At 48.7% G+C, this 22,589-nt stretch carries 23 protein-coding genes; 10 read left to right on the plus strand and 13 right to left on the minus strand.

All coding sequences use genetic code 11. The features are described 5' to 3' along the window. Positions 1 to 214: 214 nt before the first annotated feature. The 7 genes from ACKFKH_RS10325 to ACKFKH_RS10355 all read right to left on the minus strand — a co-directional run bounded on the left by ACKFKH_RS10325 (position 215) and on the right by ACKFKH_RS10355 (position 6,673). Entirely contained in the window at positions 215 to 616 is a 402-nt protein-coding gene (locus ACKFKH_RS10325; protein WP_446858196.1) for a response regulator, read from the minus strand. A 44-nt stretch (positions 617 to 660) separates the two neighbouring features. After that, complete coding sequence (locus ACKFKH_RS10330) at positions 661 to 1,464, minus strand: alpha/beta fold hydrolase (RefSeq protein WP_446858197.1); 804 nt, start codon at positions 1,462 to 1,464, stop codon at positions 661 to 663. A 103-nt stretch (positions 1,465 to 1,567) separates the two neighbouring features. After that, a complete protein-coding gene (locus tag ACKFKH_RS10335) occupies positions 1,568 to 2,068 on the minus strand; it encodes a DUF2243 domain-containing protein (RefSeq protein WP_446858198.1) in 501 nt (166 codons plus the stop codon). Positions 2,069 to 2,088: 20 nt separating this feature from the next. Further along, positions 2,089 to 3,039: an MBL fold metallo-hydrolase gene (locus tag ACKFKH_RS10340; RefSeq protein WP_446858199.1), complete on the minus strand. Its 951-nt coding sequence runs from the start codon at positions 3,037 to 3,039 to the stop codon at positions 2,089 to 2,091. A 170-nt stretch (positions 3,040 to 3,209) separates the two neighbouring features. Next, entirely contained in the window at positions 3,210 to 4,121 is a 912-nt protein-coding gene (locus tag ACKFKH_RS10345) for a succinate--CoA ligase subunit alpha (RefSeq protein WP_446858200.1), read from the minus strand. Positions 4,122 to 4,490: 369 nt separating this feature from the next. Continuing rightward, the gene (locus ACKFKH_RS10350) at positions 4,491 to 5,690 is read right to left on the minus strand and encodes an ATP-grasp domain-containing protein (protein WP_446858201.1); all 1,200 of its coding nucleotides are present in this window, start codon (positions 5,688 to 5,690) and stop codon (positions 4,491 to 4,493) included. 71 nt (positions 5,691 to 5,761) lie between these two features. Continuing rightward, a complete protein-coding gene (locus tag ACKFKH_RS10355; RefSeq protein WP_446858202.1) occupies positions 5,762 to 6,673 on the minus strand; it encodes an SDR family oxidoreductase in 912 nt (303 codons plus the stop codon). A 349-nt stretch (positions 6,674 to 7,022) separates the two neighbouring features. On the opposite strand from ACKFKH_RS10355, the gene ACKFKH_RS10360 reads away from it, so the two are divergent. From ACKFKH_RS10360 to gndA, 7 genes are all read left to right on the plus strand, one after another. Continuing rightward, entirely contained in the window at positions 7,023 to 7,616 is a 594-nt protein-coding gene (locus ACKFKH_RS10360; protein WP_446858203.1) for a sigma-70 family RNA polymerase sigma factor, read from the plus strand. After that, on the plus strand, positions 7,613 to 7,939 hold the full coding sequence (locus ACKFKH_RS10365) for a hypothetical protein (RefSeq protein WP_446858204.1): 327 nt from the start codon (positions 7,613 to 7,615) through the stop codon (positions 7,937 to 7,939). The genes ACKFKH_RS10360 and ACKFKH_RS10365 overlap by 4 nt, the downstream gene beginning before the upstream one ends. Before the next feature lie 199 nt (positions 7,940 to 8,138). Beyond that, positions 8,139 to 8,654 (plus strand): Spy/CpxP family protein refolding chaperone, encoded by a 516-nt coding sequence (locus ACKFKH_RS10370; RefSeq protein WP_446858205.1) that lies wholly within the window; start codon positions 8,139 to 8,141, stop codon positions 8,652 to 8,654. Further along, the gene (locus ACKFKH_RS10375; RefSeq protein WP_446858206.1) at positions 8,651 to 9,280 is read left to right on the plus strand and encodes a YqiA/YcfP family alpha/beta fold hydrolase; all 630 of its coding nucleotides are present in this window, start codon (positions 8,651 to 8,653) and stop codon (positions 9,278 to 9,280) included. The genes ACKFKH_RS10370 and ACKFKH_RS10375 overlap by 4 nt, the downstream gene beginning before the upstream one ends. 452 nt (positions 9,281 to 9,732) lie before the next feature. Continuing rightward, positions 9,733 to 10,161: a CAAD domain-containing protein gene (locus ACKFKH_RS10380; RefSeq protein WP_446858207.1), complete on the plus strand. Its 429-nt coding sequence runs from the start codon at positions 9,733 to 9,735 to the stop codon at positions 10,159 to 10,161. A gap of 113 nt (positions 10,162 to 10,274) precedes the next feature. Beyond that, on the plus strand, positions 10,275 to 10,898 hold the full coding sequence (locus ACKFKH_RS10385; RefSeq protein ID WP_446858208.1) for an HAD-IA family hydrolase: 624 nt from the start codon (positions 10,275 to 10,277) through the stop codon (positions 10,896 to 10,898). Positions 10,899 to 11,027: 129 nt separating this feature from the next. Continuing rightward, on the plus strand, positions 11,028 to 12,539 hold the full coding sequence (gene gndA, locus ACKFKH_RS10390; RefSeq protein WP_446858209.1) for an NADP-dependent phosphogluconate dehydrogenase: 1,512 nt from the start codon (positions 11,028 to 11,030) through the stop codon (positions 12,537 to 12,539). 130 nt (positions 12,540 to 12,669) lie between these two features. Here gndA and ACKFKH_RS10395 read toward each other — a convergent pair whose 3' ends face one another. Continuing rightward, a complete protein-coding gene (locus ACKFKH_RS10395; protein ID WP_446858210.1) occupies positions 12,670 to 13,944 on the minus strand; it encodes a serpin family protein in 1,275 nt (424 codons plus the stop codon). A 104-nt stretch (positions 13,945 to 14,048) separates the two neighbouring features. Further along, entirely contained in the window at positions 14,049 to 15,704 is a 1,656-nt protein-coding gene (locus ACKFKH_RS10400; RefSeq protein ID WP_446858211.1) for a S8 family serine peptidase, read from the minus strand. Between the two features lie 211 nt (positions 15,705 to 15,915). On the opposite strand from ACKFKH_RS10400, the gene rpe reads away from it, so the two are divergent. Continuing rightward, on the plus strand, positions 15,916 to 16,617 hold the full coding sequence (rpe, locus tag ACKFKH_RS10405) for a ribulose-phosphate 3-epimerase (protein WP_446858212.1): 702 nt from the start codon (positions 15,916 to 15,918) through the stop codon (positions 16,615 to 16,617). A 369-nt stretch (positions 16,618 to 16,986) separates the two neighbouring features. Continuing rightward, positions 16,987 to 18,597 carry a B12-binding domain-containing radical SAM protein gene (locus ACKFKH_RS10410; RefSeq protein WP_446858213.1) on the plus strand — a complete coding sequence of 537 codons (1,611 nt, stop codon included), beginning with the start codon at positions 16,987 to 16,989 and terminating at the stop codon, positions 18,595 to 18,597. An 18-nt stretch (positions 18,598 to 18,615) separates the two neighbouring features. On the opposite strand, the gene ACKFKH_RS10415 is transcribed toward ACKFKH_RS10410, so the two are convergent. Continuing rightward, on the minus strand, positions 18,616 to 18,972 hold the full coding sequence (locus tag ACKFKH_RS10415) for a hypothetical protein (RefSeq protein WP_446858214.1): 357 nt from the start codon (positions 18,970 to 18,972) through the stop codon (positions 18,616 to 18,618). 232 nt (positions 18,973 to 19,204) lie between these two features. Here ACKFKH_RS10415 and ACKFKH_RS10420 point away from each other — a divergent pair, with 232 nt between their 5' ends. Continuing rightward, positions 19,205 to 19,693, plus strand: a complete 489-nt coding sequence (locus ACKFKH_RS10420; protein WP_446858215.1) for a DUF4383 domain-containing protein — start codon at positions 19,205 to 19,207, stop codon at positions 19,691 to 19,693. A 273-nt stretch (positions 19,694 to 19,966) separates the two neighbouring features. Here ACKFKH_RS10420 and ACKFKH_RS10425 read toward each other — a convergent pair whose 3' ends face one another. The 3 genes from ACKFKH_RS10425 to ACKFKH_RS10435 form a co-directional block, all read right to left on the minus strand. Then, entirely contained in the window at positions 19,967 to 20,320 is a 354-nt protein-coding gene (locus ACKFKH_RS10425; protein ID WP_446858216.1) for a ribulose bisphosphate carboxylase small subunit, read from the minus strand. A 43-nt stretch (positions 20,321 to 20,363) separates the two neighbouring features. After that, entirely contained in the window at positions 20,364 to 20,759 is a 396-nt protein-coding gene (gene rcbX / locus ACKFKH_RS10430) for a RuBisCO chaperone RbcX (protein WP_446858217.1), read from the minus strand. A 202-nt stretch (positions 20,760 to 20,961) separates the two neighbouring features. After that, positions 20,962 to 22,392: a form I ribulose bisphosphate carboxylase large subunit gene (locus ACKFKH_RS10435; RefSeq protein ID WP_446858218.1), complete on the minus strand. Its 1,431-nt coding sequence runs from the start codon at positions 22,390 to 22,392 to the stop codon at positions 20,962 to 20,964. Between the last annotated feature and the right edge of the window lie 197 nt (positions 22,393 to 22,589).

Raw genomic sequence — 22,589 nt, forward strand, 5'->3', positions numbered from 1 at the left:
CTCTCCAAGCTCTGCCATAGCGCAGATACAAACTATCAACAAGGTGTCTGAGAAGAAGACTCTTAAACTACAAGAATCCCTCTAGTTTCAAATCCTAAAAGGTTTCTTCAAAGTTTTCTGTCTATCTTGAGATAGAGCTTGTTTAGCCAAGAAAAAGTTTAGAAAATGCTTTGCTCTCGGTGAAGTTAGCTTTTCGGGATTTTAAGTGAGATTTTTAGTTGAGATCAGGGTGAAGAATTGTTTGAACTCTCGTTAACAACTCATCAAATACAACAGGTTTGTGAATCAACCCATTGACACTAACTTCATCCACTTGAGGTAGAGAATTTGAGTCGTACCCTGTTACTAACAAAATGGGAATAAAAGGAAGCTGCTGGTTTTTACGAATATGTTTTGCAACTTCATAACCATTCATGCCTGGCATCATCACATCTAGCAAAACTAGATCAGGCGGTTCTAACTCAATTTTTTCGAGCGCAGAATAGCCACTGTCTGCGACTTCGACCTGGTAGCCTTCAAGTTCTAGAAGAGTTTGCAGTAAGAATGAGTTGTCGGCAACATCATCAACGACAAGAATACGGTCAACCACAGAATTGTTAAATAGAGAGCAGTTCATCGCTCGTATGGGTAGAAATACTAATTAGCTTAAATTATGCCCCCTTAAGCGATCGTAACGCCTCTTACGGAAGACGCATTGTGCTCGATAAATTCTGAAACGATCGCGGTGAACTTCTCTGGATACAATAGATTCCACTCATGGTATCCCTCTTCGACGATCGTTAGTTTGGAGTGTTTGATACGGCGATGAAATTCTTGACCAGACGAAAGGGGAGTTGTCAGATCTTTTCGTGACCAGAGTAACAAACAAGGAGCCTGAATTTGAGAAAGCAGCGGGGTGAGGTCTTTTTCTAATGAAAGAAATAGCGCTTGAATAAAGTTGCCAGTGTTAAAGACTAAATTAGGCAGAAAGACTTGAGGAATCTCAACGAGTTGTAACTGTAGTTTGGGAATTGATATCTGTAAAGGCATCTCGATCGCTCGGCGCAATAGCACTTCTGGAATAGATCCGGAGGGGATTCCTGTAGAGCCAACCAGCACCAAACTTTGAATTTTCTTGGGTGCAAAAGAAGCGATCGTGACCCCAATTCCGCCTCCAAAGGAGTGACCGACTAAATGAACTTTTGGAATGGCGATCGTGTCTAAAAAAGAAACCAAAATATCTGAGTAATGGGCGTAGCTTTCGACTAGTTCGGAGCGTGTTGATCCGGCAAAGCTAGGTAAGTCTGGGGCAATAACGTGATGGTTTTGAGACAGAAGTGTGAGAATTTCGTGATAAGGCTGCGCTGAGATCCCCCAACCGTGTAGAAATAGAATCGGCGGAGTTTCTCTAGACGGATCGCTTTCTAAATAGCGAATTTTGCACTCTTTTAGATCGACCTGCTTGGAAACTAAATTTGGTTTCAAGGTGAATCTTCCTCTTCAAATTTAGCTTGATCGTAGCGATCGTTACCTCATTTTTCTTCACCCTTTATGATGAGCAGAGATTAATACATCTGATTGGCAATCTCTAACTTTTGGAAGACAGTGGTTTGGGTCGGGCGCGATCAAAAAGCAACCAGCCTCCCATCATAAATAGAATCCCCAGAGCCAAAAATCCCAGATCCCAGGCGGTTTGATGCGGCCCATACTTGACGTGGTGAATGCCCAAGATTTGGTGATTAATTAAGCCTTCGATCAAGTTAAACGAGCCGAATCCGAAAAGAACTAAACCACTGAGAAATTTGGGCGACTCAGGTAGCTGTGGTCTGGCCCGCCATAAGAGAATGAGTCCAGCGATCGTCAATCCATAGGCTCCCAGGTGAAAGATTCCATCCCAAAAGGTGTTGGCTTCGAGATCAGCAAGGCTATCAGTCGGACGAATACTTGTCAGCAAATGATGCCACTGCAAAACTTGATGTAAAACGATTCCATCAAAAAATCCTGCGAATCCCATGCCCAACAAAATTCCTCCAGCGGCGGCTAGTCTAAAATCTGGATGCGTTGCTACATTAGGTTCGATTGTTTTCATAACTCGTTACTGATTTTTATTTAAAGAGTTGATTGCGAATAAGCCGCAACTTCAAACGCAAACGTATCACCATGACTCACATAATGTACACGGTCTGATAATCCAGCTTGCTCAACGGCCTGCACAAATTCTTCTAAGGGTGACTTGAATACAGTGTAGTCATTAAAGTGAATGGGAATAGCCCGACGAGGAGAAATAATTTTAATCATCTCGACTCCTTGCTGAGCATCCATTGTGACTAAAATTCCAAAGGCTCTGGTGCCTCCTAGATGCAATAGGGCCAGATCCACATTCGTGAATCGTTTTGGGATCTCTCTAATCTGGTCATAGACTAGCGTATCGCCTGTGATGTATAAGCGAAATTTGGTGTCTCCAGGGGTTGGCTGAAACTCCAACATACTGCCCATGACATTGGGAAGCAGTGCGGACATGATTCCGGGGCCATGTCTCCCAGGCATCGCCGTGATCTTTAGCGAAGCAGTTCCCTTGTTAACGGTTAGCGTGTCCCAGGTGTCGAGTGGATAAATTTCACGAAAGCCGATTTTTTTCAGCGATTTCTCAGCGTGATGAGTCGTGACGATCGCCACTCCTTTATCTAGTTTTTCTTCGGCAATCCGATCAAAGTGGTCATCATGTTTGTGAGACAACAAAACGAAATCGATCGGGGGCAAGTTTTCGATGTCGATCGCGGGGTTAGTCTGCCGAGTCGAGGTTAACCCGTATCCCAGGTGAATGTGATCGCCCTGATGCAAAAAATTGGGGTCGGTCAAAATCGTGAATCCGGCATAGCGCAGAATTACGGTGGCGGTGCCGATGAAGAAGATAGAACCCCGTTCAAAATCGGGTGGCTCGGTGCCAGCAGGCAAGGTAAGGCTGTTTCCTTGAGTCATGGCTTTTGCAGATTCTTGACTTAAAGCGTAGGTGCGATCGCGTTCCTTAACTCCTATCCAAAGCAGGAGATGTCGCGTCAATTCCTCCGTCCTTTTGCCGTAGAATCTGGGTGAATTCGATGAAGCGCTTCCCTCTATTCACCATCTGAGCAATGCCCCACAAGCCAGATTTGAACTAAAAGTTTAACCCGCGAAGGCGGGTTTTGTTCTCATAGCTGCGAATTAATTCGCCAGGTTTAAATCTACAATCGTTACCCAGCCGATCGCCGTGCAGGAATTTTCAGCAATTTCTTGACCATCGTGGGAATGTCAGAGGGGCGATCAACAATGGGAATTTTGGCACGTTTGAAGGCGCTGACTTTACTCTCGGCAGTGCCAATGTCTGAACCAAAATCTCCCACCTGCAAATCAATGATTGCGCCAGCATGCCCCATTCTTCTGCCTCTGGGGGCGCTTCTGCCAGCAATATAAGCAATCACAGGCTTATCGATCGCTTCTGCAATGTAGTGGGCGGCAGCTTCTTCGCTGTCTCCTCCAATCTCGCCGACCAAAACAATCACATCCGTCTGCTCATCTTCGTCGAGAATCTGGAGCCATTGTGGAAATGACGAACCGACGATCGCATCTCCTCCGATACTGACGGCGATCGATTGTCCCAGTCCAGCTTGTGTCAGCGACCAGGCGACTTCATAGGTCAAGGTGCCGCTCCGACTGATCAATCCAATCGAGCCAGGGCTGTACAGTTCGGGAGGATGAATACCCAGTAGCACTTGACCCGGCACAATCACACCGGGACTGTTTGGGCCGACAATTAGCGTTTCGGTCGCTTCTGCCTTGCGAATCAGCCGCACCATATCCAACGGAGGCATTCCCTGACCAATCAACACAATTTGGCGGACTCCGACCGCGATCGCTTCTAAAGCAGCATCCAGCGCTGAATAAGGAGGATTGCAAATGATTGCCGTGTCGATCGCACCAACCAGGGGAAGCGCCTGCTCCAGCATGTCAAACACTGGGATCTCATGCAGCATCTGCCCTCCAAATCCTGGACTGATCCCTGCAACAATATTGGTGCCGTAGGCCTGCATTAAAGGAGCATAGGTGATGCCCAGAGGTTCCATGATGCCCTGCACGACAACTTTACTGTGTGGGGTGAAATTCATAAAATTCTAAGAAGGTGGATAGAGGAGTGAGTCAATCGAAAGTCTTTTGCTTGTAAGAGCGTTTGAGTAAATAGCTTTTGAGTAAGTAACTATAGAATGACCAGAATGGGGATGCAACTCTCCCTAAAACAGGTTTTGGGGCAGGCGTGTCGGAAGTTCCTACGCACAAAGATGGAGAGGTTTTCGGCAATTTGGCATAGTCGATAGAGAGGCTATGACTGGTACTATGACGCAGCCAGGTTTAAATTTCTGCTGAGTCGATCACAATTTTTGAAGTTTCTAAGCTGAAAGACTAATGACTCAAACTTTCAGCGAAAGATCCGTAGAAGTACTTATTCAACTGTAAGTTAAGAAGCGCTTAATTTTTGATTAAGTCCCCTTTTTATTTGATTTGCAGAGCGCGATCGCTTGCGAAACGGCGGTATCCAAATCTTCGCTAACAAAGGCCTGAGTGGCAGACAGGCGCTCATTTGCCTCAGATAGATGAGACCCGACTAAACGGGCAACCAGAATTGGAGGGCGATTGGCTCGATTGAGTGTCAAGTCATCTCTTGCTTCGCTGATATTGCGAATGTTGTGGGTGTGGCGTTGTAGAAACCGCGCGATCGCCGCTGCCAATTCGTCACAAGAAACCGTCCCACTAATCAAGTTGATCAAAATAACGCGCACTTGTTTGTTTTGAGCAATCAGATCCAACCCTTGCTCTAGTCGATCTGAGAGAGAATGTTTGAGCCAGATGTTGTGAGTTTCGCCGCCAATATTCATAAAGCTGGCTGGTTTTCCTCCTGACTGACACACGAGATCCATCGTGGCCATCGTTAGCCCTGCGCCGTTACAGAGAATGCCAATTTGCCCTTCGGGATCAAGGGTAGAACTGACTTCGGGAAGCCGATCGGGGACGGGAACGATCGGCTTAGAATGCATGGCCGCCAATGCCGGATGTCGAGCCAGTGCATCATCGTTGACGGTGACTTTGCCATCAAGGGCCATCACTTCACCCGTCGGACTCACGCCCAGAGGATTGATTTCGACCAGATCCAGGTCTTTGTCTACAAAGAGACGATACATCTTTTCGACGATCGCGCTGACGGAGTTGATCAAGGCTCCCTGCAAGCCCATTTTGAGAGCGAGACGACGCGCATAAAAAGGTGAAAATTCTTGATCGACGACGACATGCTGCATTTCATCGATTGCCGACTGCACATCAATACCGCCTTTTTGCGACCCCAACAGAACCGGACGACGAATGGATCGGTTTAGCACAACCGCTAGATAAAGTTCTTGGTCAGAATTGTATTTGGCCTCGGCTAACAGCACCTTGGGATATTCTCCCAAAATGGGCAAGTTAAAAATCGTTTGCGCGGCGGCCACGGCATCGATCGTATTCTCGACAAATCGCACTCCCCCCGCCCGGCCGCGTCCCCCTGTATAAACCTGAGATTTGATCACGACAGGATAGGGAATTTTTAGCGCTTTCAGATCCCTGGGACGATCGATTTTTTGGGACGGCAAAACGGGGATGCCCATCTCCCGAAAGAGTTCTTTAGCTTGATATTCGAGAAGATCCATTGCAGAGGGGGGTGAGGGTTGAGGGTGAAAGATTGAACGGCGATGGGGTCTGCGGATGGGTTTCTTTGAACTCATTGTTTTGGACTCCTTTGTTGGGCTTGCCAGTCTTTTGCCACGAGGTCGATTCCATAAAATCTCTGCCAAAACTTGTCTACCAAACTGGTCGGCAAAACTTTGGTCATCATGAACAATAAGAAGTTTCCGCTGGTGGCAGCAACATAGCGCGGTTTGGGATGTTGGGCCGCGATCGCACGAATGATCACGCTGGCGACTCGTTCTGAAGTCCAGGCTCGACTACTGGTTTGCTTTTCGAGATCTTCTAGCTTTTTGAAGGCTGCGCGATAGGGTGATTTTTCGGGGTTCTGAATCGTGCGATCGACTTCTCGATCCACCACCTCAAAAAATTCTGTACTGACGGGCCCTGGCTCAATGACGCTGACCCGAATATTAAATGGCTCTAATTCTTGCCGCAGGGCATCACTGAGGGCTTCGATCGCAAACTTAGACGCACTATAAAGTCCCCCAAACGGAAAGGCGATCTTACCACCCAGAGAACTGAGGTTAATAATTTTGCCGCCTCCCTGGTTTCGCATAATCGGGATCAGGGCTTGAGTCAGGGCGATCGTGCCCAACAGATTAACCTGAAATTGTCTCTGAACGGCGGCTGTAGGAATTAGCTCGATCGGCCCCATCTGCCCATAGCCTGCATTATTGACCAGCACATCGACCCGCTGAAATCGAGCGATCGCTGCGTCCACCAACGCCTGAATCTGTTCGACTTGAGCGATGTCAGTGGGTACGGTCAGCACGTCTGCCCCCGCCTTGCTGCAATCCTCTGCAACCTGTGAGAGTTTTTCTACGCTGCGAGCCGCCAATACCAGGCAAATCCCAGGATAGTGGGTGGCCAAAACTCGCGCCAGGGCTGCACCGATGCCCGCAGATGCACCTGTAATTAAAATAACTTGCTCAGAAAGAGGAGACATGGGATCAAGTTCAGTATCAATTTGGGGGATCTTATTATGGATCAATCTACGGAGCGATCGACTTTTAACGTGAATTCGAGGAGGGTTTTTCGCTTCGATGTTCTACGCTTGTGCTCCAAGCTGCCAATTTTAGAGAACTTTCAGACAAGATTTCCGATTCAAAGTCCCTCAAGGGTGCCTCAAGGGTGCCTCAAGGGTGGAGGATTTAGAAGACGTTGCCAGATTTGCGATCGGAGACGTTCATTGAACTAACGTTAAGTTTGGATTTGACGGGTTAGTGTTGAACCCTTTCCTTTTTGTTCCCGTCTAAAGGGTATAACGAATCAATCCGGTGGAGGCAGATCCACAGGTGTCAGCTGCGTCGATTGAAGTGATAGCCAATCATCCGTCTCACAGTCATTCTGAGGGGTCTGATCAAGATCTGGTGCAGCGATGTATCCAGGGCGATCGACAAAGTTTTCGGCAACTCTATCAGCGACATCAGCATCGCGTTCGAGGAATTTTGTTTCAGATGTGTGAGCCTGCCATGTTAGACGATTTGGTACAGGAGGTGTTTTTGAGAGCCTGGAAGGGGCTGCCCAAGTTTCGTCAGACGGCTCAGTTTTCGACCTGGCTTTATCGCATCGCCTGGAACGTCGCCTCGGATCAAAGACAGCTTGCTGCTAAAGGCCGATCGCGGTTTGAAGCGTTGACCCGTGAAGCGCCCACTCAGCAAGACGCGCCCGATCTCATGGAGTTGCACTATCAAGATCTGGTGCAGCGAGGCTTAAAAACCTTGAGCTTTGACCACCGCACGATTTTGGTGCTGCATGATCTAGAAAGTCTGCCTCAAAAAGAAGTGGCTGAGATTTTAGAGATTCCGATCGGAACGGTAAAGTCTCGCTTATTTCATGCCCGTGCAGCGATGAGACAATTTCTGCAAACAGAAGGAGTGCAGATATGAGCCAGTTTCCTGACGATCACGATCTTGTGAAGTTTTTACGTCAACATCGCCCCGTTTCGCCTCCTGCGTCTGAGGATTTAGAGGATGCTTTGATGTCTGCGCTTCCAGAGATGGCCCCTGCTCAAAGGCCGCGTTATTTATGGGTTGTGCCTTCGGCGATCGCCGCCACCCTGGTCGCCTCTTTCCTCAGCTACCGCGCCTTTCTCCCTCCCCAACCCAGCCCCACCGAACTCGCCTCTCTGGAAGACTTTATGGAAACTAACTGGCACAACACCGTCAACGATTCAGATACCCCGTTTCTCCCTGTCAGTGACGAGCAGTAAGTTAACGTCAATTTGAGGAGATTTTTCGCTTCGTTGTTCGTGTCTTCTGCCTCCTAACCCCCCAATTCTGGGGGACTTTCAGACAAAACTTCTGGTTAAACGTCTCTATTAATCAGAATTTACTTAGCTCTCCCGACTCTGTAACAAACTTCTTTTTTCATCCCTCATCCCTCATCCCTCATCCCTCCCCAAAATTCCCATGTTCCGCCCCTTGCCCACGATCGCCGCTGCCCTGATTCTTCTTGGAGGTGCTGTAGTGTTTGCTAGACCGACTCTACAAGGCTCTGCGCCTGCGTCTTCACCGGACACGATCGCTGCAAGTGAGCCACAAGAGGTTGCCCAAAGTCCTGATCCCTTAGTGAGACAGCGGGGGATGGGTTGGTTAAGAGACTTGGATCTGTCGCCTGACCAGATGCAGAAGATTCGATCGATTCGTAAGCAGTATCAGGACAAGTTGGTGAGTCAACGCCAAGCGGCCCGTCAGTCACAGCAAGAATTACGTGCGTTGATGGCGGGAGATGCCAGCGTTGAGGCGATTCGGCAGAAATATCGCGAAGCACAAACGCTAAGACAGCAGGTAGCAGACACTCAGTTCAACAGCATGTTAGAAATGCGTCAGGTTTTGACTCCTCAACAGCGACAAAAATTTGCTGAACGCATGGATCAACGCGGGAATCCAGGGATGCGTCGTCCAGGAAAGGGTAAAGATTTGTGACGTTTTATTATCTGCATGGGTTTGCTTCGAGTCCCCGATCGCGCAAGGCTCAAGATCTCTACGAGCACTTTACTCAACAAAATCTCACCCTTCACATTCCCGATCTCAATCAAAACGATTTCACACATCTGACGCTGACTCGCCAGATTCAGCAAGTGCAGTCTAGCTTTTTGCCGGGGGAATCTGTCACCCTCATCGGTTCTAGCTTTGGAGGACTGACCGCTGCCTGGTTGGGAGAATTAAATCCACAGGTCGATCGCTTGATTCTCTTGGCCCCCGCCTTTGACTTTTTGGATCACTGGCTGCCCAAGTTGGGATCGCGACAATTGCAGCAGTGGCGATCGGGCACCCCCTTGTTGGTCTATCACTACGGAGCAGATCGTCTGTTGCCGCTGGATTATCAATTTGTCGTAGATTGCAGTCAGTATGAGACAAGTCGGTTGCAGCGCTCACTTCCCACACTTGTTTTGCATGGCGTTGAGGACGACGTGATCCCCATTCAGGCGAGTCGAAACTATGCCAGCGATCGTCCCTGGGTAACGTTCATTGAATTGGAGAGTGATCACGCCTTGGCTAACGTCAGCGACGAAATCTGGCAGGCGATCCAAACGGTTTGTTTCAATTAGGGTTTAGCCAGACTATTTGTACTATTATTCGTACTATACTGACGAACCAGATGCGCCTAGAATCAATCCTCTTTAGGAAAAAGCAACGTGTCTGTCTTGGGAAAGTATCGTTTGTTTGATCGGTGTCGAGGAAAAATAAGTGCTTTCACTCAGTTTTCTGGCTTTTAAATCAATACAATATTGGTTTCTGATTAAGTGGGCGGATGGAGCAAAATCTGGAGACTCCACCTCTGATAGAATTCATCTTCTCAAACATCTACTACTATCTTCAGTAAAGATGTAGTTTACAGAATCCGAATATTCGGGTAATTATTTATCTTGCAAGTGGCGTGTTCAAATTTTGGTTCGTCTATGTTTGAAAGATAGCGAAACCTGTTCTTGAATTCTGTTACTGTCCGATCGCTGGCCCTTGTCCAGTCGATGCCCCAATTGTCGTTCTCAAGGAATTTACTATGGTAGAACCTGAATTGAAACAAGCAGAATACACCGCTACTCCCAGTGGCGTAATTGAGCCAATCAACACAGACGAAGCGGGCACTCTCGCACCGATGAACTCGGCTGATAATGAACAATGGCGCGAAATTGGTGAAAAAGCCTACTCCTTTGTCTCTGCGCTGCCCGAATACATTGGCAAGTTTTTTGCAGAATACCAAAAGCCGATCGTAAATCTGGGTCTGATTTTTGGCTCGATCGTCTCTGTGAAACTGACCCTCGCCGTCCTGAGCGCGCTTAACGAAATTCCCTTGCTGGAGCCAACCTTTGAGCTAATTGGTTTTGGATACGCCATCTGGTTTGTCTATCGCTATCTGCTGAAAGCCTCTGATCGTCAAGAACTGTCGCAAGAGATTGATAAGCTAAAAAATCAGGTAGTTGGCAAATAATCTGGATGATCGGCATCCTGTTTTAAGATAGACTGCCCAAGAGGTTCAATTGGCCTTTTGGGCAGTTGTTTTAAGGGAGCGATCGAGTTGACAGGTAAGGGTTGCGAGGTTCTGTGAATGTAGTTTTGTTTGACTTTGATGGAACGATCGCAGACAGCATTGAGACGGCGATTCGAGTGATCAATCAACTGGCAAAAGAGTTTGGCTATCAGCCGATCGAGGGTGAAGATCTCCAACGATTGCAAAATCTAAGTTCTAAAGAAATTATCAAACAAACCGATATTTCTATTTTCAAATTGCCCTTTCTGCTGCGCCGATTTATTGGTGAGATGCGACGAGAAGTTCAGCAAATTGAGGTGATTCCTGGCATGAAAGAATCGCTGCAAGCCCTGAAAGTGAGAGGCGATCGTCTGGGTATCGTTTCTACCAATTCTGAAGAAAACATCCAATCCTTTCTCAAGATTCAGCAGTTAGACGCGCTTTTTGACTGTGTGGTTTGTAGTCGCCACCCGTTTGGCAAAAGTCGCTTGATCAAACGCATTCTTTGGCAAAATCAGCTTGATCCCGGATCAACTTTCTATGTCGGCGACGAAACGAGAGACATTGAGGCAGCCAAAAAGAGTGGTGTGAGGGCGATCGCGGTGACCTGGGGTTTCAATTCTCCTGACGTGTTAGCGGCGCACCAGCCCGATTTTTTGATTCAAACTCCTGCTCAACTCCTGGAAATTTTGGCTTGACCTGTCCGATTTTGAATCTGTCTCGCCTCAGAGTCTTAATCTAATCTTCCAGGCTATCTTGTGAGGATCAGGCTACCGTAAGGGTGAAGAATTGCAGCCCCAGCTTTTACAGAGTTAGCAGAGAGTCTTATGGCACAGAGTTTTGGAGTAATTGGTCTTGCAGTCATGGGCGAGAACCTGGCGCTCAATGTCGAGCGTAATGGCTTTCCCGTTGCGGTTTACAACCGTTCTCGTGAGAAAACCGATGCCTTTATGGAAAAACGGGCAGGCGGTAAAAATGTTAAGGCGGCTTATACGATCGAGGAGTTTGTTGCGTCGCTCGATCGTCCCCGTAAAATTTTGATTATGGTCAAGGCGGGCGCACCTGTCGATGCCATGATCGATCAACTCAAACCCCTGCTCGATGAGGGTGACATTCTGATCGATGGAGGAAACTCCCTGTTTAGCGATACTGCCCGTCGCGCCCGCGCCTTAGAAGAAGCCAAGTTTACCTTCATCGGCATGGGAGTCAGTGGAGGCGAAGAAGGTGCCCTAAATGGCCCCAGTTTGATGCCGGGTGGTACAAAGTCCGCCTACGAATATCTAGAACCGATTCTCACCAAGATTGCGGCTCAGGTAGACGATGGGGCTTGCGTGACTTACATTGGGGCGGGTGGCGCAGGTCACTACGTCAAAATGGTTCACAACGGTATTGAGTACGGTGATATGCAACTGATTGCAGAAGCCTACGACCTGCTCAAAAATGTGGCTGGTTTGAATAATGATCAGATTCAAGCCGTTTTTGCTGAATGGAATACGACCCCAGAACTCAATTCTTATCTGATTGAAATCACCGCCGACATCTTCAAAAAACTCGATCCCGATACGGGCGGGCACATTGTTGATGTGATTCTAGATGCCGCTGGACAAAAGGGGACAGGGCGCTGGACGGTGACAGATGCTCTCGAACAAGGGGTCGCGATTCCCACGATCATTGCGGCGGTGAATGCTCGGATCATGTCTTCCTTCAAGACAGAGCGGGTAGAAGCGTCGCAGGTGTTGACTGGCCCAGGAACGCAGTTTTCAGGGGATGCCAAAGCCTTTACCGACATGGTGCGGGATGCGCTCTACTGCTCAAAAATGTGTTCTTACGCGCAAGGCATGGCCCTACTTAGTTCCGCTTCCAAAACCTATGGCTATGCGCTAAATCTGGCTGAATGTGCCCGCATCTGGAAAGGTGGCTGTATTATTCGGGCTGGCTTTTTGGATAAGATCAAGCACGCTTTCAATGAAAATCCTGATCTACCCAACTTGCTCCTGGCTCCTGAGTTCAAACAAACCATTTTGGATAAGCAGACTGCCTGGCGTGAAGTGGTGGCTCAAGCGGCTAAGAGTGGAATTGCGGTTCCGGCGTTTAGTGCATCGCTGGACTATTTTGATAGCTACCGCCGCGATCGCCTGCCTCAAAATCTCACTCAGGCACAGCGCGACTACTTTGGCGCTCACACGTACTTGCGTACCGATAAGGAAGGTGTTTTCCATACAGACTGGACTCCGATCGAGTCTGCCAACACTTCAACGCCGCCCGTTTTCTTAAAGGATCAGTCAGAAACTCATTCAACGGCTGATGTCGAGAAAGTAGAAGTGCAAACCAAGAGCTAAGGGGTTGAGTTGAGGGATGAAAAAAGCATTAGAACTGGCTTCATCCCTTGACTTTAGCAGCTTTTAACTGATTCACGATTGAAATTCACAAAACAAGGCGCATTCAGTTGTGCCTTTTTTTTGCTTCCGGTTATTTGGGATCAACGATCGACCCCATGAATAAAATCGAACCCGTCTTGTTGTCCCGAATCGCACAGAAAAAGGGACGATCGACTTTCATCTCAAAGGGCTGACTGTCCACCTGAACGGAGGTAGTACGAATGCCTATCGAGGTGACAGCCGCCGCCTCGGTGCCTTCTTCATTGACTTCGACAAAGGTTTTGTGTTTGACTTCATCGATCTTGACGGGCACGTCGGCTAAGTTGGAGAAATTGGCTTGGCGATCGAAGGTTTCTCCCATGCCCAAGGCAGACAATGCTTTCTTGAGTTCGATCTCATATTCCATCTTGAAGCGGGGCAGTTCGATCAGTCCTTCCCGCTTGCCAAATTTTTTCATCCAGGTCTGCCAATTTTCGGCCGTCAAGGTCTTGGAGAACGCAGTCAAATTAGATCCTTTTTTGGGCAAAAACACATACAAACTGGTGCGCCCCTTTCCATAAGGCAAGCTCACCGCTTGAAACTGCTCCGTCTCAAAGTAGCGATATTCGCCTTTTTGCTGCATGGTGGGATGCTGTTTTTGGCTGCCGTTGGGCAAAGAGAACGGACGATCGCTCGTCTGCTGTTTGTCAAATTCAGTTGTCCACTTGCCTTTAAAGTAGATGGCGTTGACCAAAAACATCACTTGGTCGGGGTCGATCGAGTCTACGATTTCGCTAATTTTGCCGCGAGTATTGCGATCAACCCAACTGTTGATAGTTTTGGGGGCGGTCGGACTGGAGAAATCTAGCGTCGTCACCTCGGCATTGTAAAAAGTTTTGTTACTTTCCAAAAACGCAGCCTTGAAGGTTACGCCCTGTCTAGCCCAAAGAGAATTGGCGATCGTTAGCTCAACTTTTGGATCTCCCTGTTGCAGAAGTTGCTTCAAGTCCGAGTTTGCCTGATTCACTGCTTGCAGGCTCAATCCATTGACTTCTAACGCTTTGGCCATCGCTTGCTGAGTTGTGCCCCCTGCGCCGTTGTAAGCCATTGAGAGCGCGATCGCCACACTCGACGGCGACACAAACACATTCTTTTTGCCATCCTGCTTCAGCACTTCAGAAAATAGCTTGAAGCCAAAGCGGGTGTTGGCGGTGACGAGTTGCGGGTTGACCACAAGCTTGGTTTTTGGAGGCTGCTTGGTTTCGGTGCGGGGTGGATTTTTGGCCGTCAGATTCGGACTTGCCACGCTAGAGCAACTGATCGAACTGAGCGTGACGATCGTCGTCAGCATTGCAATTCCAAGTTTGGTCAAAATAAATTTATTCATCGATCGCGTCCCCAATGAGTAGCGTTTGGCAGTCAGCAACCACTAACTACGCTTTATGTTCTTTCTGCTACGGTACTTTACTCAAACCTCAGATTCGCGATTGGTTACCGTTTTTGTGACGGCACTGCCCACCACGCCAGCGCATAAGGCTGAGTCGGCTCATTCAACCGTTGGCGAAACTGCACCCGAATCTTGTAGCGTCCTGAACTAGGAACCTGATGAAAGATGTGTTCTACATTGTCCTTGTCGCTAACCGATGACCAGACACTTTTACGAATGTCATTGTCCTCGACCCGCATTAAGTAGAGATCTAGATTGTTGAGTCCGCGATCGCGAAAGGTGTCTCCCACCTCATAGGAACCGTTGCGATTTTTATCCAACAGTTCCACCAGCCGATCCCAGATCAGCGTGATCGAGACAAAACTCCCCTGCTGCAAAGGCTTTTCTAATACATAATCCTGAGAAGATTTTTGACCAGAAGCTTCTACACGCCTCACCCCTCTCTCCTCACTCCTCACTTCCCCATAATCCCAGCCGATCGCAGGCACCATTCCCGCCTTCCACTCGCCCGAACTAAACTGCTGATACGCTCGAAACACATTCAAGTGACCCGCCCCCATCTGAATATTCAGCGGAATTTTGGCATCTCGGTAAGCATCAGAATCGAGCCAGGTTTGATTGTTTTTCTCAACCACGGTGCGCGTCATTCCTAACAGCAGTCCATCGCCTTTGTCTTTGAGCTTTTCGGCAGAGTTAATCATGACGGCTTTCATCACTTCGTGGCGACGGGCATTCAATCCCCAGGGGAGTTTGCAGCCCAGACCGCGTTGACAACTGGCGCGAAGTTGACGATCGCCATATTCCTGCAAAAGTGCCACAGCCCCGGTGACGTGGGGGGCCGCAAAACTGCTCCCGACTGCACTCGTCTGTCTACCATCCAAAGTTGCCACCGGAATTTTGCTACCAGGAGCCAGTAGTGAAATGCCTCGACGGCCGCCCAAAATCGTTTCTACGCCATCGTTTTGCTTGAGAATGCGGGGAGCCGTATCGCCAATATTTGAGAAATCAACCTTTGCAAACACCCCATTCACTCGTCGGCTAAAGGCAATATTCATACCGTTGAAATTGTCTGTAGGAATGGGAATGCCGCCTTTGCCCTGGTTGCCAGCAATCACATAGACGACATCATGCACTCGTGCAGACCAGTCAATACACTGAGTCAACAAAGCATTACCGTCGAGTTTGGCGTTGGGGCGCGGGTCTTGCTGAAGGGCTTCCCCAAAGCTAAAGTTGACCGCTCTCAGGTCGCCGCCGTTTTGCATCGCCAGATGTTGGGTTGCTGCACATTCTTCGGGTTGTCCGCTGCGCTGAGGAATGGCGGCCGCAGATGAATAGAGTCGAGCATTGGGCGCAACGCCTTTAATTGCTTTGCTGTTGGCGATCATGACGCTGGCTACCTGAGCCGCATGGGTGTCTAAATTTGTATTACTTTTAGCTGGCTGGTTTCTTAAGAACGTTCTCGTCAAGAACACCACGCGATTTTTGTTAGCCGCTTTATCTACACCTAACTGAGGCGGCCGGCCGATTTCGACCTGTCCGATCGCGATCTTCTTGCCTGTCAAGTTATAAGGCGGCTGTTGCAATCTCAGCGCATCAATGCCATCCTCATCGATCGACGTTCGTACCGTGGCCCCCTGCAACCCTAAGCATCCAACTCCCAAAACAACCCAACTCAGATTTAAAGCTCGCGATCGCTTCACCGTCTTCACGCTCCATCACACCGTTTCACCTATTCTCCCTCATCCCTCCTCGCGCAGCGGATTACCCCCAAAGGGGGAACAGATCATCGCAGTTCTCCCTCATAGGTATTTGTTCCTAAATCTTCACAAACTTCTGCTGAATAAATGAGAGAAAATATTCACAATTTGTTAAACTGATCACAATCCTTGAACCCCAAACCGCAATACCACCATGAGCCAATCCCAAAAGCCGATCGTCATTGCTCCTTCTATTCTCTCTGCTGACTTTAGCCGTTTAGGAGACGAAATCCGCGCTGTCGATGCAGCAGGAGCAGACTGGATTCATGTGGATGTAATGGATGGTCGGTTTGTCCCCAATATTACGATCGGGCCCCTGATTGTCGAAGCGATTCGTCCGGTCACCCAAAAGCCGCTCGACGTTCACTTGATGATTGTTGAACCTGAGAAATATGTCGGCGATTTTGCCAAAGCTGGTGCAGATCACATCTATGTTCACGCTGAACACAATGCGTCTCCTCACCTGCATCGTACGCTGGGTCAAATCAAAGAATACGGCAAAAAGGCTGGTGTTGTCCTCAATCCAGGTAGCCCGTTAGAACTGATTGATTATGTTCTGGAACTGTGCGATCTGGTGCTGATTATGAGCGTCAACCCCGGTTTTGGTGGACAGAGTTTTATTCCTGGGGTGTTGCCCAAAATTCGCAAGCTGCGTCAAATGTGTGATGAGCGTGGTTTAGACCCCTGGATCGAAGTCGATGGCGGTCTGAAAATTAACAATACCTGGCAAGTGATCGAAGCGGGAGCAAACGCGATCGTCGCTGGCTCCGCTGTTTTCAACGCGCCCGATTATGCTACTGCCATTGAAGGCATTCGTAACAGCAAACGTCCTGCGCCTGAGTTGGCCGCTGTTTAGTTCTCGGATTTCAAAAAATAATCACAAAAAAGGGGGCGATCGAACTGTCGATCGCCTTTTTGATGTTTATGTAACCAATTTTTTCAAAATATTTATATAGTTGGCGAATCGTATCTGATGTTCTCAACCTGCTGTTTGATAGAAATAATTCGTAGTTTCTAGTTAATCGAAGTTTCCAAACTTGATGTAAACCCGACTGAGTTGCAATGGAAGTTTCTTCCTGGCTCGAATAACCCTCTACGAAACAACGCGCACTGTTCATCGCTTCGACGCAAAGACTTCTTCACTCCATCTAAGTTCACTCCATCTAAGCTTGCCGCCTTACATTCTGAGGCGCAGCAGATTGCTCATTTTGCTGAGGACAGTTTGATGAAAGTACTCTTGCTCTATCCCCGCTTCCCCAAAACCTTTTGGTCTTACGATCGCTTCATGGAAATGGCCAGCCTGAAGGCAACCATTCCGCCGTTGGGAATCATCACCGTTGCCGCACTTTTGCCGTCAGATTGGGAAATTCGCTTCTACGATCGCAACGTTGGTTACGAAACCGAGGCAGATTGGGACTGGTGTGATGTCGTGATTTTGTCAGCAATGCAAGCACAGCAAACCGATTTCCACGCGCTGATTGGCGAGAGTGTGCGGCGAGGCAAAAAGGTTGCAGTTGGCGGCCCCTATCCGACTTCGGTGCCTGAAGATGCTTTAGCGTCCGGTGCAACTTATCTGATTTTGGATGAAGGCGAACTCACCATTCCCTTGTTTGTCGAGGCGATCGCTCAGGGTCAACAAAGCGGCACTTTTCGAGCCACCGAAAAACCTGATGTGACACAAAGCCCTATGCCTCGGTTTGACTTGCTCAAATTGGATGCCTATTTCATGATGGCAATTCAATTTTCACGTGGATGCCCGTTTAATTGTGAATTCTGCGATATCATCACCCTCTACGGTCGCAAACCCCGCACTAAAGAGCCTGCCCAAACTTTAGCCGAACTGCAAACGCTCTATGACATGGGATGGCGTAGCTCGATTTTCATTGTGGACGATAACTTTATCGGCAATCAGCGCAACGTCAAGCGATTTTTGCGAGAACTGATTCCCTGGATGCAACAGCGCCAGTATCCGTTCACCTTTTTTACAGAAGCGTCGGTCAACCTGGCTGAAGATGAGGAATTGTTGGATCTGATGAGGCAAGCAGGCTTTTACAGCGTCTTTTTGGGCATCGAAACGCCGGATCAAGACAGCCTGCAAGTCACGCGCAAACCGCAAAACACCCGTAGTCCCTTGATTGAGGCTTGTCACAAAATTACCCAGGCAGGAATGCTAATCTATGCAGGTTTTATCTTGGGGTTTGATGGAGAACGCCGAGGTGCAGGGTCACGAATTCAAGCATTTGTTGAGGCCACTAATATTCCCCAACCCATGCTGGGAATTTTGCAAGCTCCCCCCAACACGGCACTGTGGGATCGGCTGCAAAAAGAGCAACGCTTGATCCGCCGTAGCCACGATGCTCTCGAAGTTGGCGATCAGAACACGCTGATGAATTTTGAGCCAACCCGCCCGATCGAAGAAATTGCCCAAGAATATCTGCAAGCGCTGTGGACGATGTATGAGCCAACCCACTACCTGCGGCGTTGTTTTCAGCATTGTCTGGCGATTACTGCCAATCCTCGACTTCAGCAAAATGTCCACTTTCCGCCAGGAAAAGGTCTGCGGCTCATCGCTCAACTGCTGTGGATTCAGGGAATTTGGCGATCGGGCACACGATCCCAGTTTTGGTGGCAGCTTTGGCAAATTGCGCGTCAGAAGCCGCAGTTTCTCAACATGTACCTGGGATTGTGTGCCGCGGGGGAGCATTTTCTAGAGTACCGATCGCTGGCCCGTCAGCGCATTAGCCAACAACTGGGCTACGACCCGCTCTCGGTTGCAGTAGAAGAAAGTCCACTAGAGGAAAGTCCACTGCTCGCCCACCCTCTGAAGGTGCCCTAGGCAAGGTGCTTTAGAAATTCATTCTTCGATGACTTCGCGAATCCGCCGCTCTAAGCGATCGAGATCCAGCCCACCTTCATCTCGCGAAAACCGACGAACTGACTTATTCACCTGCTGCAAATCGTTGAAGACATCGCGCAAAATCTCTTGCTGCTGACGAGCCTGGGTGACTTCGCGGGGTTCTTGCACGAGATCACGGACAATCGAATCTTCGGCACGAGAGGCAATCAGAGGGTCAGACTGTCCCTGCACATGCACAAAAGTCCGACGACCGGGGCCGCGCTCTTCTTCGATCGGAATCACAGCCGTCACCTGGTCAGAGCGCACATACTTACCAAACCCTAAGTGAACTAGCACGGATGATTGAATTCTCATTCGGATTAATCTTCTCTTTGATATTTCTATTATCGCGAGTATTCGACTTGGCTGAGTGCTAGTCTCTGAGCGGATTTCACGCTATTTTAAGTTGGGTTTTCCGCAGGATTTTAAGGGGCATTCTTTCTCAGATTCAGCCGATCGAAGAATGCCTTCAGACAGATTTTTATTCTCAAAACCTTATTTGAATGGTGAGTATGGCACTCAATTTTTCAACCACTGAGGTAATCAAATGCAGAATAGTCTTCCTTCTACCTTTAAGAAGTTAATTGACAGCGAACGTGCAGTCGCTCTGATTCTAGGAATTGTCTTTTTAGTGGTCGGGATTGCTGGGTTTATTCCTGGCTTTATTCAGTTTCCGGGAGATGCTCCTGTGACTGGAGTTTATGTTCCTAGACTGTCTTTTTCGGATGGCTATGGACATGTTTTTGGATTGTTTCCAACTAACTTTTTGCACAATGCGATTCACATCGTCGTTGGCGTTTTAGGAATTGCGGCTGCCACAAGTTTTAGCGGCTCGTTGGTTTACAATCGCGGCTTTGCGATCGTCTATACGCTGATTGTTCTCATGGGTTTGCTGCCCGCCACAAATACGACATTTGGGCTAATGCCGATCTACGGAAACAATGTCTGGTTTAATGCATTGACGGCTCTTGTTGCAGGATACGTCGGTTTCTTTAAGCCTGCTGAAGTCGAAAAAATGACTTCCTCGAATGCCTAATTAGGTAACCAAAACAACTTCAAATTAAAAGTTAGTTAGATGGGTTTGATGGGACGGTTTTGTAGCGATCGTGCTTCATCAGACCCATTTAATATTTAAGTAAAACAACACGACGTAAATTGACTGGAAAGAACTTCGTCGGATTGACATTAGTAGAACAAACATTACAACAACAAAAAAGGGAGATAGCATAAACTACTCCCCGATGCATATGAAAGATTCTCTGTTAAGAACCTCAAAACAACTGCTAATTAAACCTTGGCGAATCGCAAACTAATAACGGTAGCCACTGCTGTTGCCACTCGTACCAGGTTTGTGAACAATAAAGCTCATCACCTGACACTGTTTGATGTTGTCAAAGGCCACAACACGAATGTAGCAGTTGGAATACTCAGAGCGGCACTGTTGCACTTCGTTCAAGACTTCTTGAGGGCCAGTTGCATTAAACAAAGGCAACTTCCACATCGTCCAGTAGTATTCTGCGGGGTCAGACTTCTCGTTAAACTCGATGCAAGGAAAATAACCCTGGTCGATCGTGTATTGAATCTGACGGGCAATTTGGGCATCAGTCAGCGGGGGCAGGTAGGAGAAAGTCTCAAAACGCTGCTCTTTGGGTAGAGTTTTCATGAATGTCCTCAAAGATGGATGGGTTAAGGTGGACGCGACTCCTTTAGGAGTCTTCAGAATCAGAAGATTCAGACGGTTCAGAAGCAGTGGGAGTCGTCAAATCTAGCTGCGTAATACGTTCTAACTGCTGGCGGCGCTGCTCCATGTTGGACTCTTGAACCGACGATCGCAGCATTTCCGGCAAAAACTCTGAGATCTCATTTGCAAGATGTTCTCGCACAGTCAAAATTCTGAATGCCAAATCCTGCCGTTCGCGAAACAGCGCTTGCAAATAAGCCTCGCCGTCCTGAATTCGTTCTCGTGATGAGAATTGATGCAGCCAGTAAGCCCGCTTCGGCTCAGTTTCATCCAACTGGGCAATCACCACTCGCACTGCTTGATAAGTCAAGTAGCTGACCAGCGTTTTTGTCGTATCTTTCGCAATTCGCTTGAGATCCATAAAGGGAGGGATGAAGGATGAGGGATGAGGAATGAGTAGACTGTATTGAAGAGTAAGGTCTAGAGATTGTTGAGAATGAGTGTACTACTACATTTCTCCTCTCTCACCACCGACTCTTCTTTTCATCCTTCATCCCTTCCGCGAAGCGTATTACCCCCAAAGGGGGAACAGATCATCGAAGACAACCCCTCATCCCTGTTCATCAAACGGTATCGACAGCCTCAAACTCAAACTTGATTTCTTTCCAGAGTTCGCAAGCGGTCGCCAGATCAGGAGACCAACGGCAAGCTTCACGAATGATGTCTCCGCCTTCACGCATCAGGTCACGACCTTCGTTGCGGGCTTGGACGCAGGCTTCGAGAGCCACGCGGTTAGCCGTTGCACCAGGTGCGTTACCCCAGGGGTGTCCGAGCGTCCCACCACCAAATTGCAGCACGGAATCGTCACCGAAGATTTCCACAAGAGCAGGCATGTGCCATACGTGAATCCCACCGGACGCAACCGCCATCACACCGGGCATTGAGGCCCAATCTTGGGTGAAGTAGATCCCACGAGACGGATCGCGCTCGATGTAGTTTTCGCGGAGCAGGTCGATGAAACCAAGGGTAATTGCCTTGTCACCTTCGAGCTTACCAACGACAGTTCCCGTGTGAATGTGGTCACCACCGGACATTCTCAAGCACTTAGCCAAGACGCGGAAGTGCATCCCGTGGTTTTTCTGACGATCGATGACAGCGTGCATCGCGCGGTGAATGTGCAGCAAAACGCCATTGTCGCGGCACCAGTGAGCCAGCGTGGTGTTTGCGGTGAAGCCTGCTGTCAAGAAGTCGTGCATGATGATGGGCATTTCGAGTTCTTTGGCGTACTCAGCCCGCTTCAGCATTTCTTCGCAAGTCGCGGCAGTACAGTTCAGGTAGTGACCTTTGATTTCTCCGGTTTCTGCCTGAGATTTGTGGATGGCATCTGCGACAAAGAGGAAGCGATCGCGCCACCGTTGGAAAGGCTGCGAGTTGATGTTTTCGTCGTCTTTGGTGAAGTCCAGACCGCCACGCAAGCATTCGTAAACGGCGCGTCCGTAGTTCTTAGCCGATAGACCGAGTTTGGGCTTGATCGTGCAACCCAGCATTGGGCGACCGTATTTGTTGATTTTGTCGCGTTCAACTTGAATGCCGTGAGGGGGCCCCTGGAAGGTCTTCAAGTAAGCGATGGGAATCCGCAAATCTTCTAAACGCAGTGCTTTGAGCGCTTTGAACCCAAACACGTTACCAACCAACGAGGTCAAGAGATTGGTGACGGAGCCTTCTTCAAACAAATCCAGCGGATAGGCGATGTAGGCGATGAACTGGCTGTCTTCACCGGGGACGGGTTCGATATCGTAGCAGCGTCCTTTGTAGCGATCGAGATCGGTCAGCAGGTCTGTCCACACGGTTGTCCAGGTGCCTGTAGAAGACTCGGCTGCGACGGCGGCGGCTGCTTCTTCGGGGGGGACTCCAGGCTGAGGCGTGACCCGGAACGCTGCCAGAATATCGGTATCTTTGGGGGTGTAATCTGGGGTGTAATACGTTAAACGGTAATCTTGAACCCCAGCCTTGTACCCAGTTTTGCTCTGGGTCTTGGTTTGAGCGTACGACATATCTCCCTTCCTGTTTAAATCGTCAAAATTTCAGCAAGCAGCACCAAGCGCATTCAGACAGACCGCCTGACCGATTTTGGTTGTCCATTTTGTACCGTACACCAATAGGGGATCAGCTTGATATAAATGATCCCAATTTCTTGAATCAGTTTTTTGGCTTACATCCGCTCTGGTGTTTTTGCACGGCTTCTTAATAA

The sequence above is a fragment of the Phormidesmis sp. 146-20 genome (assembly GCF_052939475.1).

What these genes read in the sequence shown, in the direction of transcription:
- gndA (WP_446858209.1), top strand. Translation starts at nt 11,028, where the DNA reads ATGGCACAGAGTTTTGGAGTAATTGGTCTTGCAGTCATGGGCGAGAAC.
- rpe (WP_446858212.1), top strand. Translation starts at nt 15,916, where the DNA reads ATGAGCCAATCCCAAAAGCCGATCGTCATTGCTCCTTCTATTCTCTCT.
- ACKFKH_RS10355 (WP_446858202.1), bottom strand. Translation starts at nt 6,673, where the DNA reads ATGTCTCCTCTTTCTGAGCAAGTTATTTTAATTACAGGTGCATCTGCG.
- ACKFKH_RS10370 (WP_446858205.1), top strand. Translation starts at nt 8,139, where the DNA reads ATGTTCCGCCCCTTGCCCACGATCGCCGCTGCCCTGATTCTTCTTGGA.
- ACKFKH_RS10410 (WP_446858213.1), top strand. Translation starts at nt 16,987, where the DNA reads ATGAAAGTACTCTTGCTCTATCCCCGCTTCCCCAAAACCTTTTGGTCT.
- ACKFKH_RS10415 (WP_446858214.1), bottom strand. Translation starts at nt 18,972, where the DNA reads ATGAGAATTCAATCATCCGTGCTAGTTCACTTAGGGTTTGGTAAGTAT.
- ACKFKH_RS10325 (WP_446858196.1), bottom strand. Translation starts at nt 616, where the DNA reads ATGAACTGCTCTCTATTTAACAATTCTGTGGTTGACCGTATTCTTGTC.
- ACKFKH_RS10345 (WP_446858200.1), bottom strand. Translation starts at nt 4,121, where the DNA reads ATGAATTTCACCCCACACAGTAAAGTTGTCGTGCAGGGCATCATGGAA.
- ACKFKH_RS10435 (WP_446858218.1), bottom strand. Translation starts at nt 22,392, where the DNA reads ATGTCGTACGCTCAAACCAAGACCCAGAGCAAAACTGGGTACAAGGCT.
- ACKFKH_RS10425 (WP_446858216.1), bottom strand. Translation starts at nt 20,320, where the DNA reads ATGAAAACTCTACCCAAAGAGCAGCGTTTTGAGACTTTCTCCTACCTG.
- ACKFKH_RS10380 (WP_446858207.1), top strand. Translation starts at nt 9,733, where the DNA reads ATGGTAGAACCTGAATTGAAACAAGCAGAATACACCGCTACTCCCAGT.
- ACKFKH_RS10395 (WP_446858210.1), bottom strand. Translation starts at nt 13,944, where the DNA reads ATGAATAAATTTATTTTGACCAAACTTGGAATTGCAATGCTGACGACG.
- rcbX (WP_446858217.1), bottom strand. Translation starts at nt 20,759, where the DNA reads ATGGATCTCAAGCGAATTGCGAAAGATACGACAAAAACGCTGGTCAGC.
- ACKFKH_RS10365 (WP_446858204.1), top strand. Translation starts at nt 7,613, where the DNA reads ATGAGCCAGTTTCCTGACGATCACGATCTTGTGAAGTTTTTACGTCAA.
- ACKFKH_RS10350 (WP_446858201.1), bottom strand. Translation starts at nt 5,690, where the DNA reads ATGGATCTTCTCGAATATCAAGCTAAAGAACTCTTTCGGGAGATGGGC.
- ACKFKH_RS10335 (WP_446858198.1), bottom strand. Translation starts at nt 2,068, where the DNA reads ATGAAAACAATCGAACCTAATGTAGCAACGCATCCAGATTTTAGACTA.
- ACKFKH_RS10420 (WP_446858215.1), top strand. Translation starts at nt 19,205, where the DNA reads ATGCAGAATAGTCTTCCTTCTACCTTTAAGAAGTTAATTGACAGCGAA.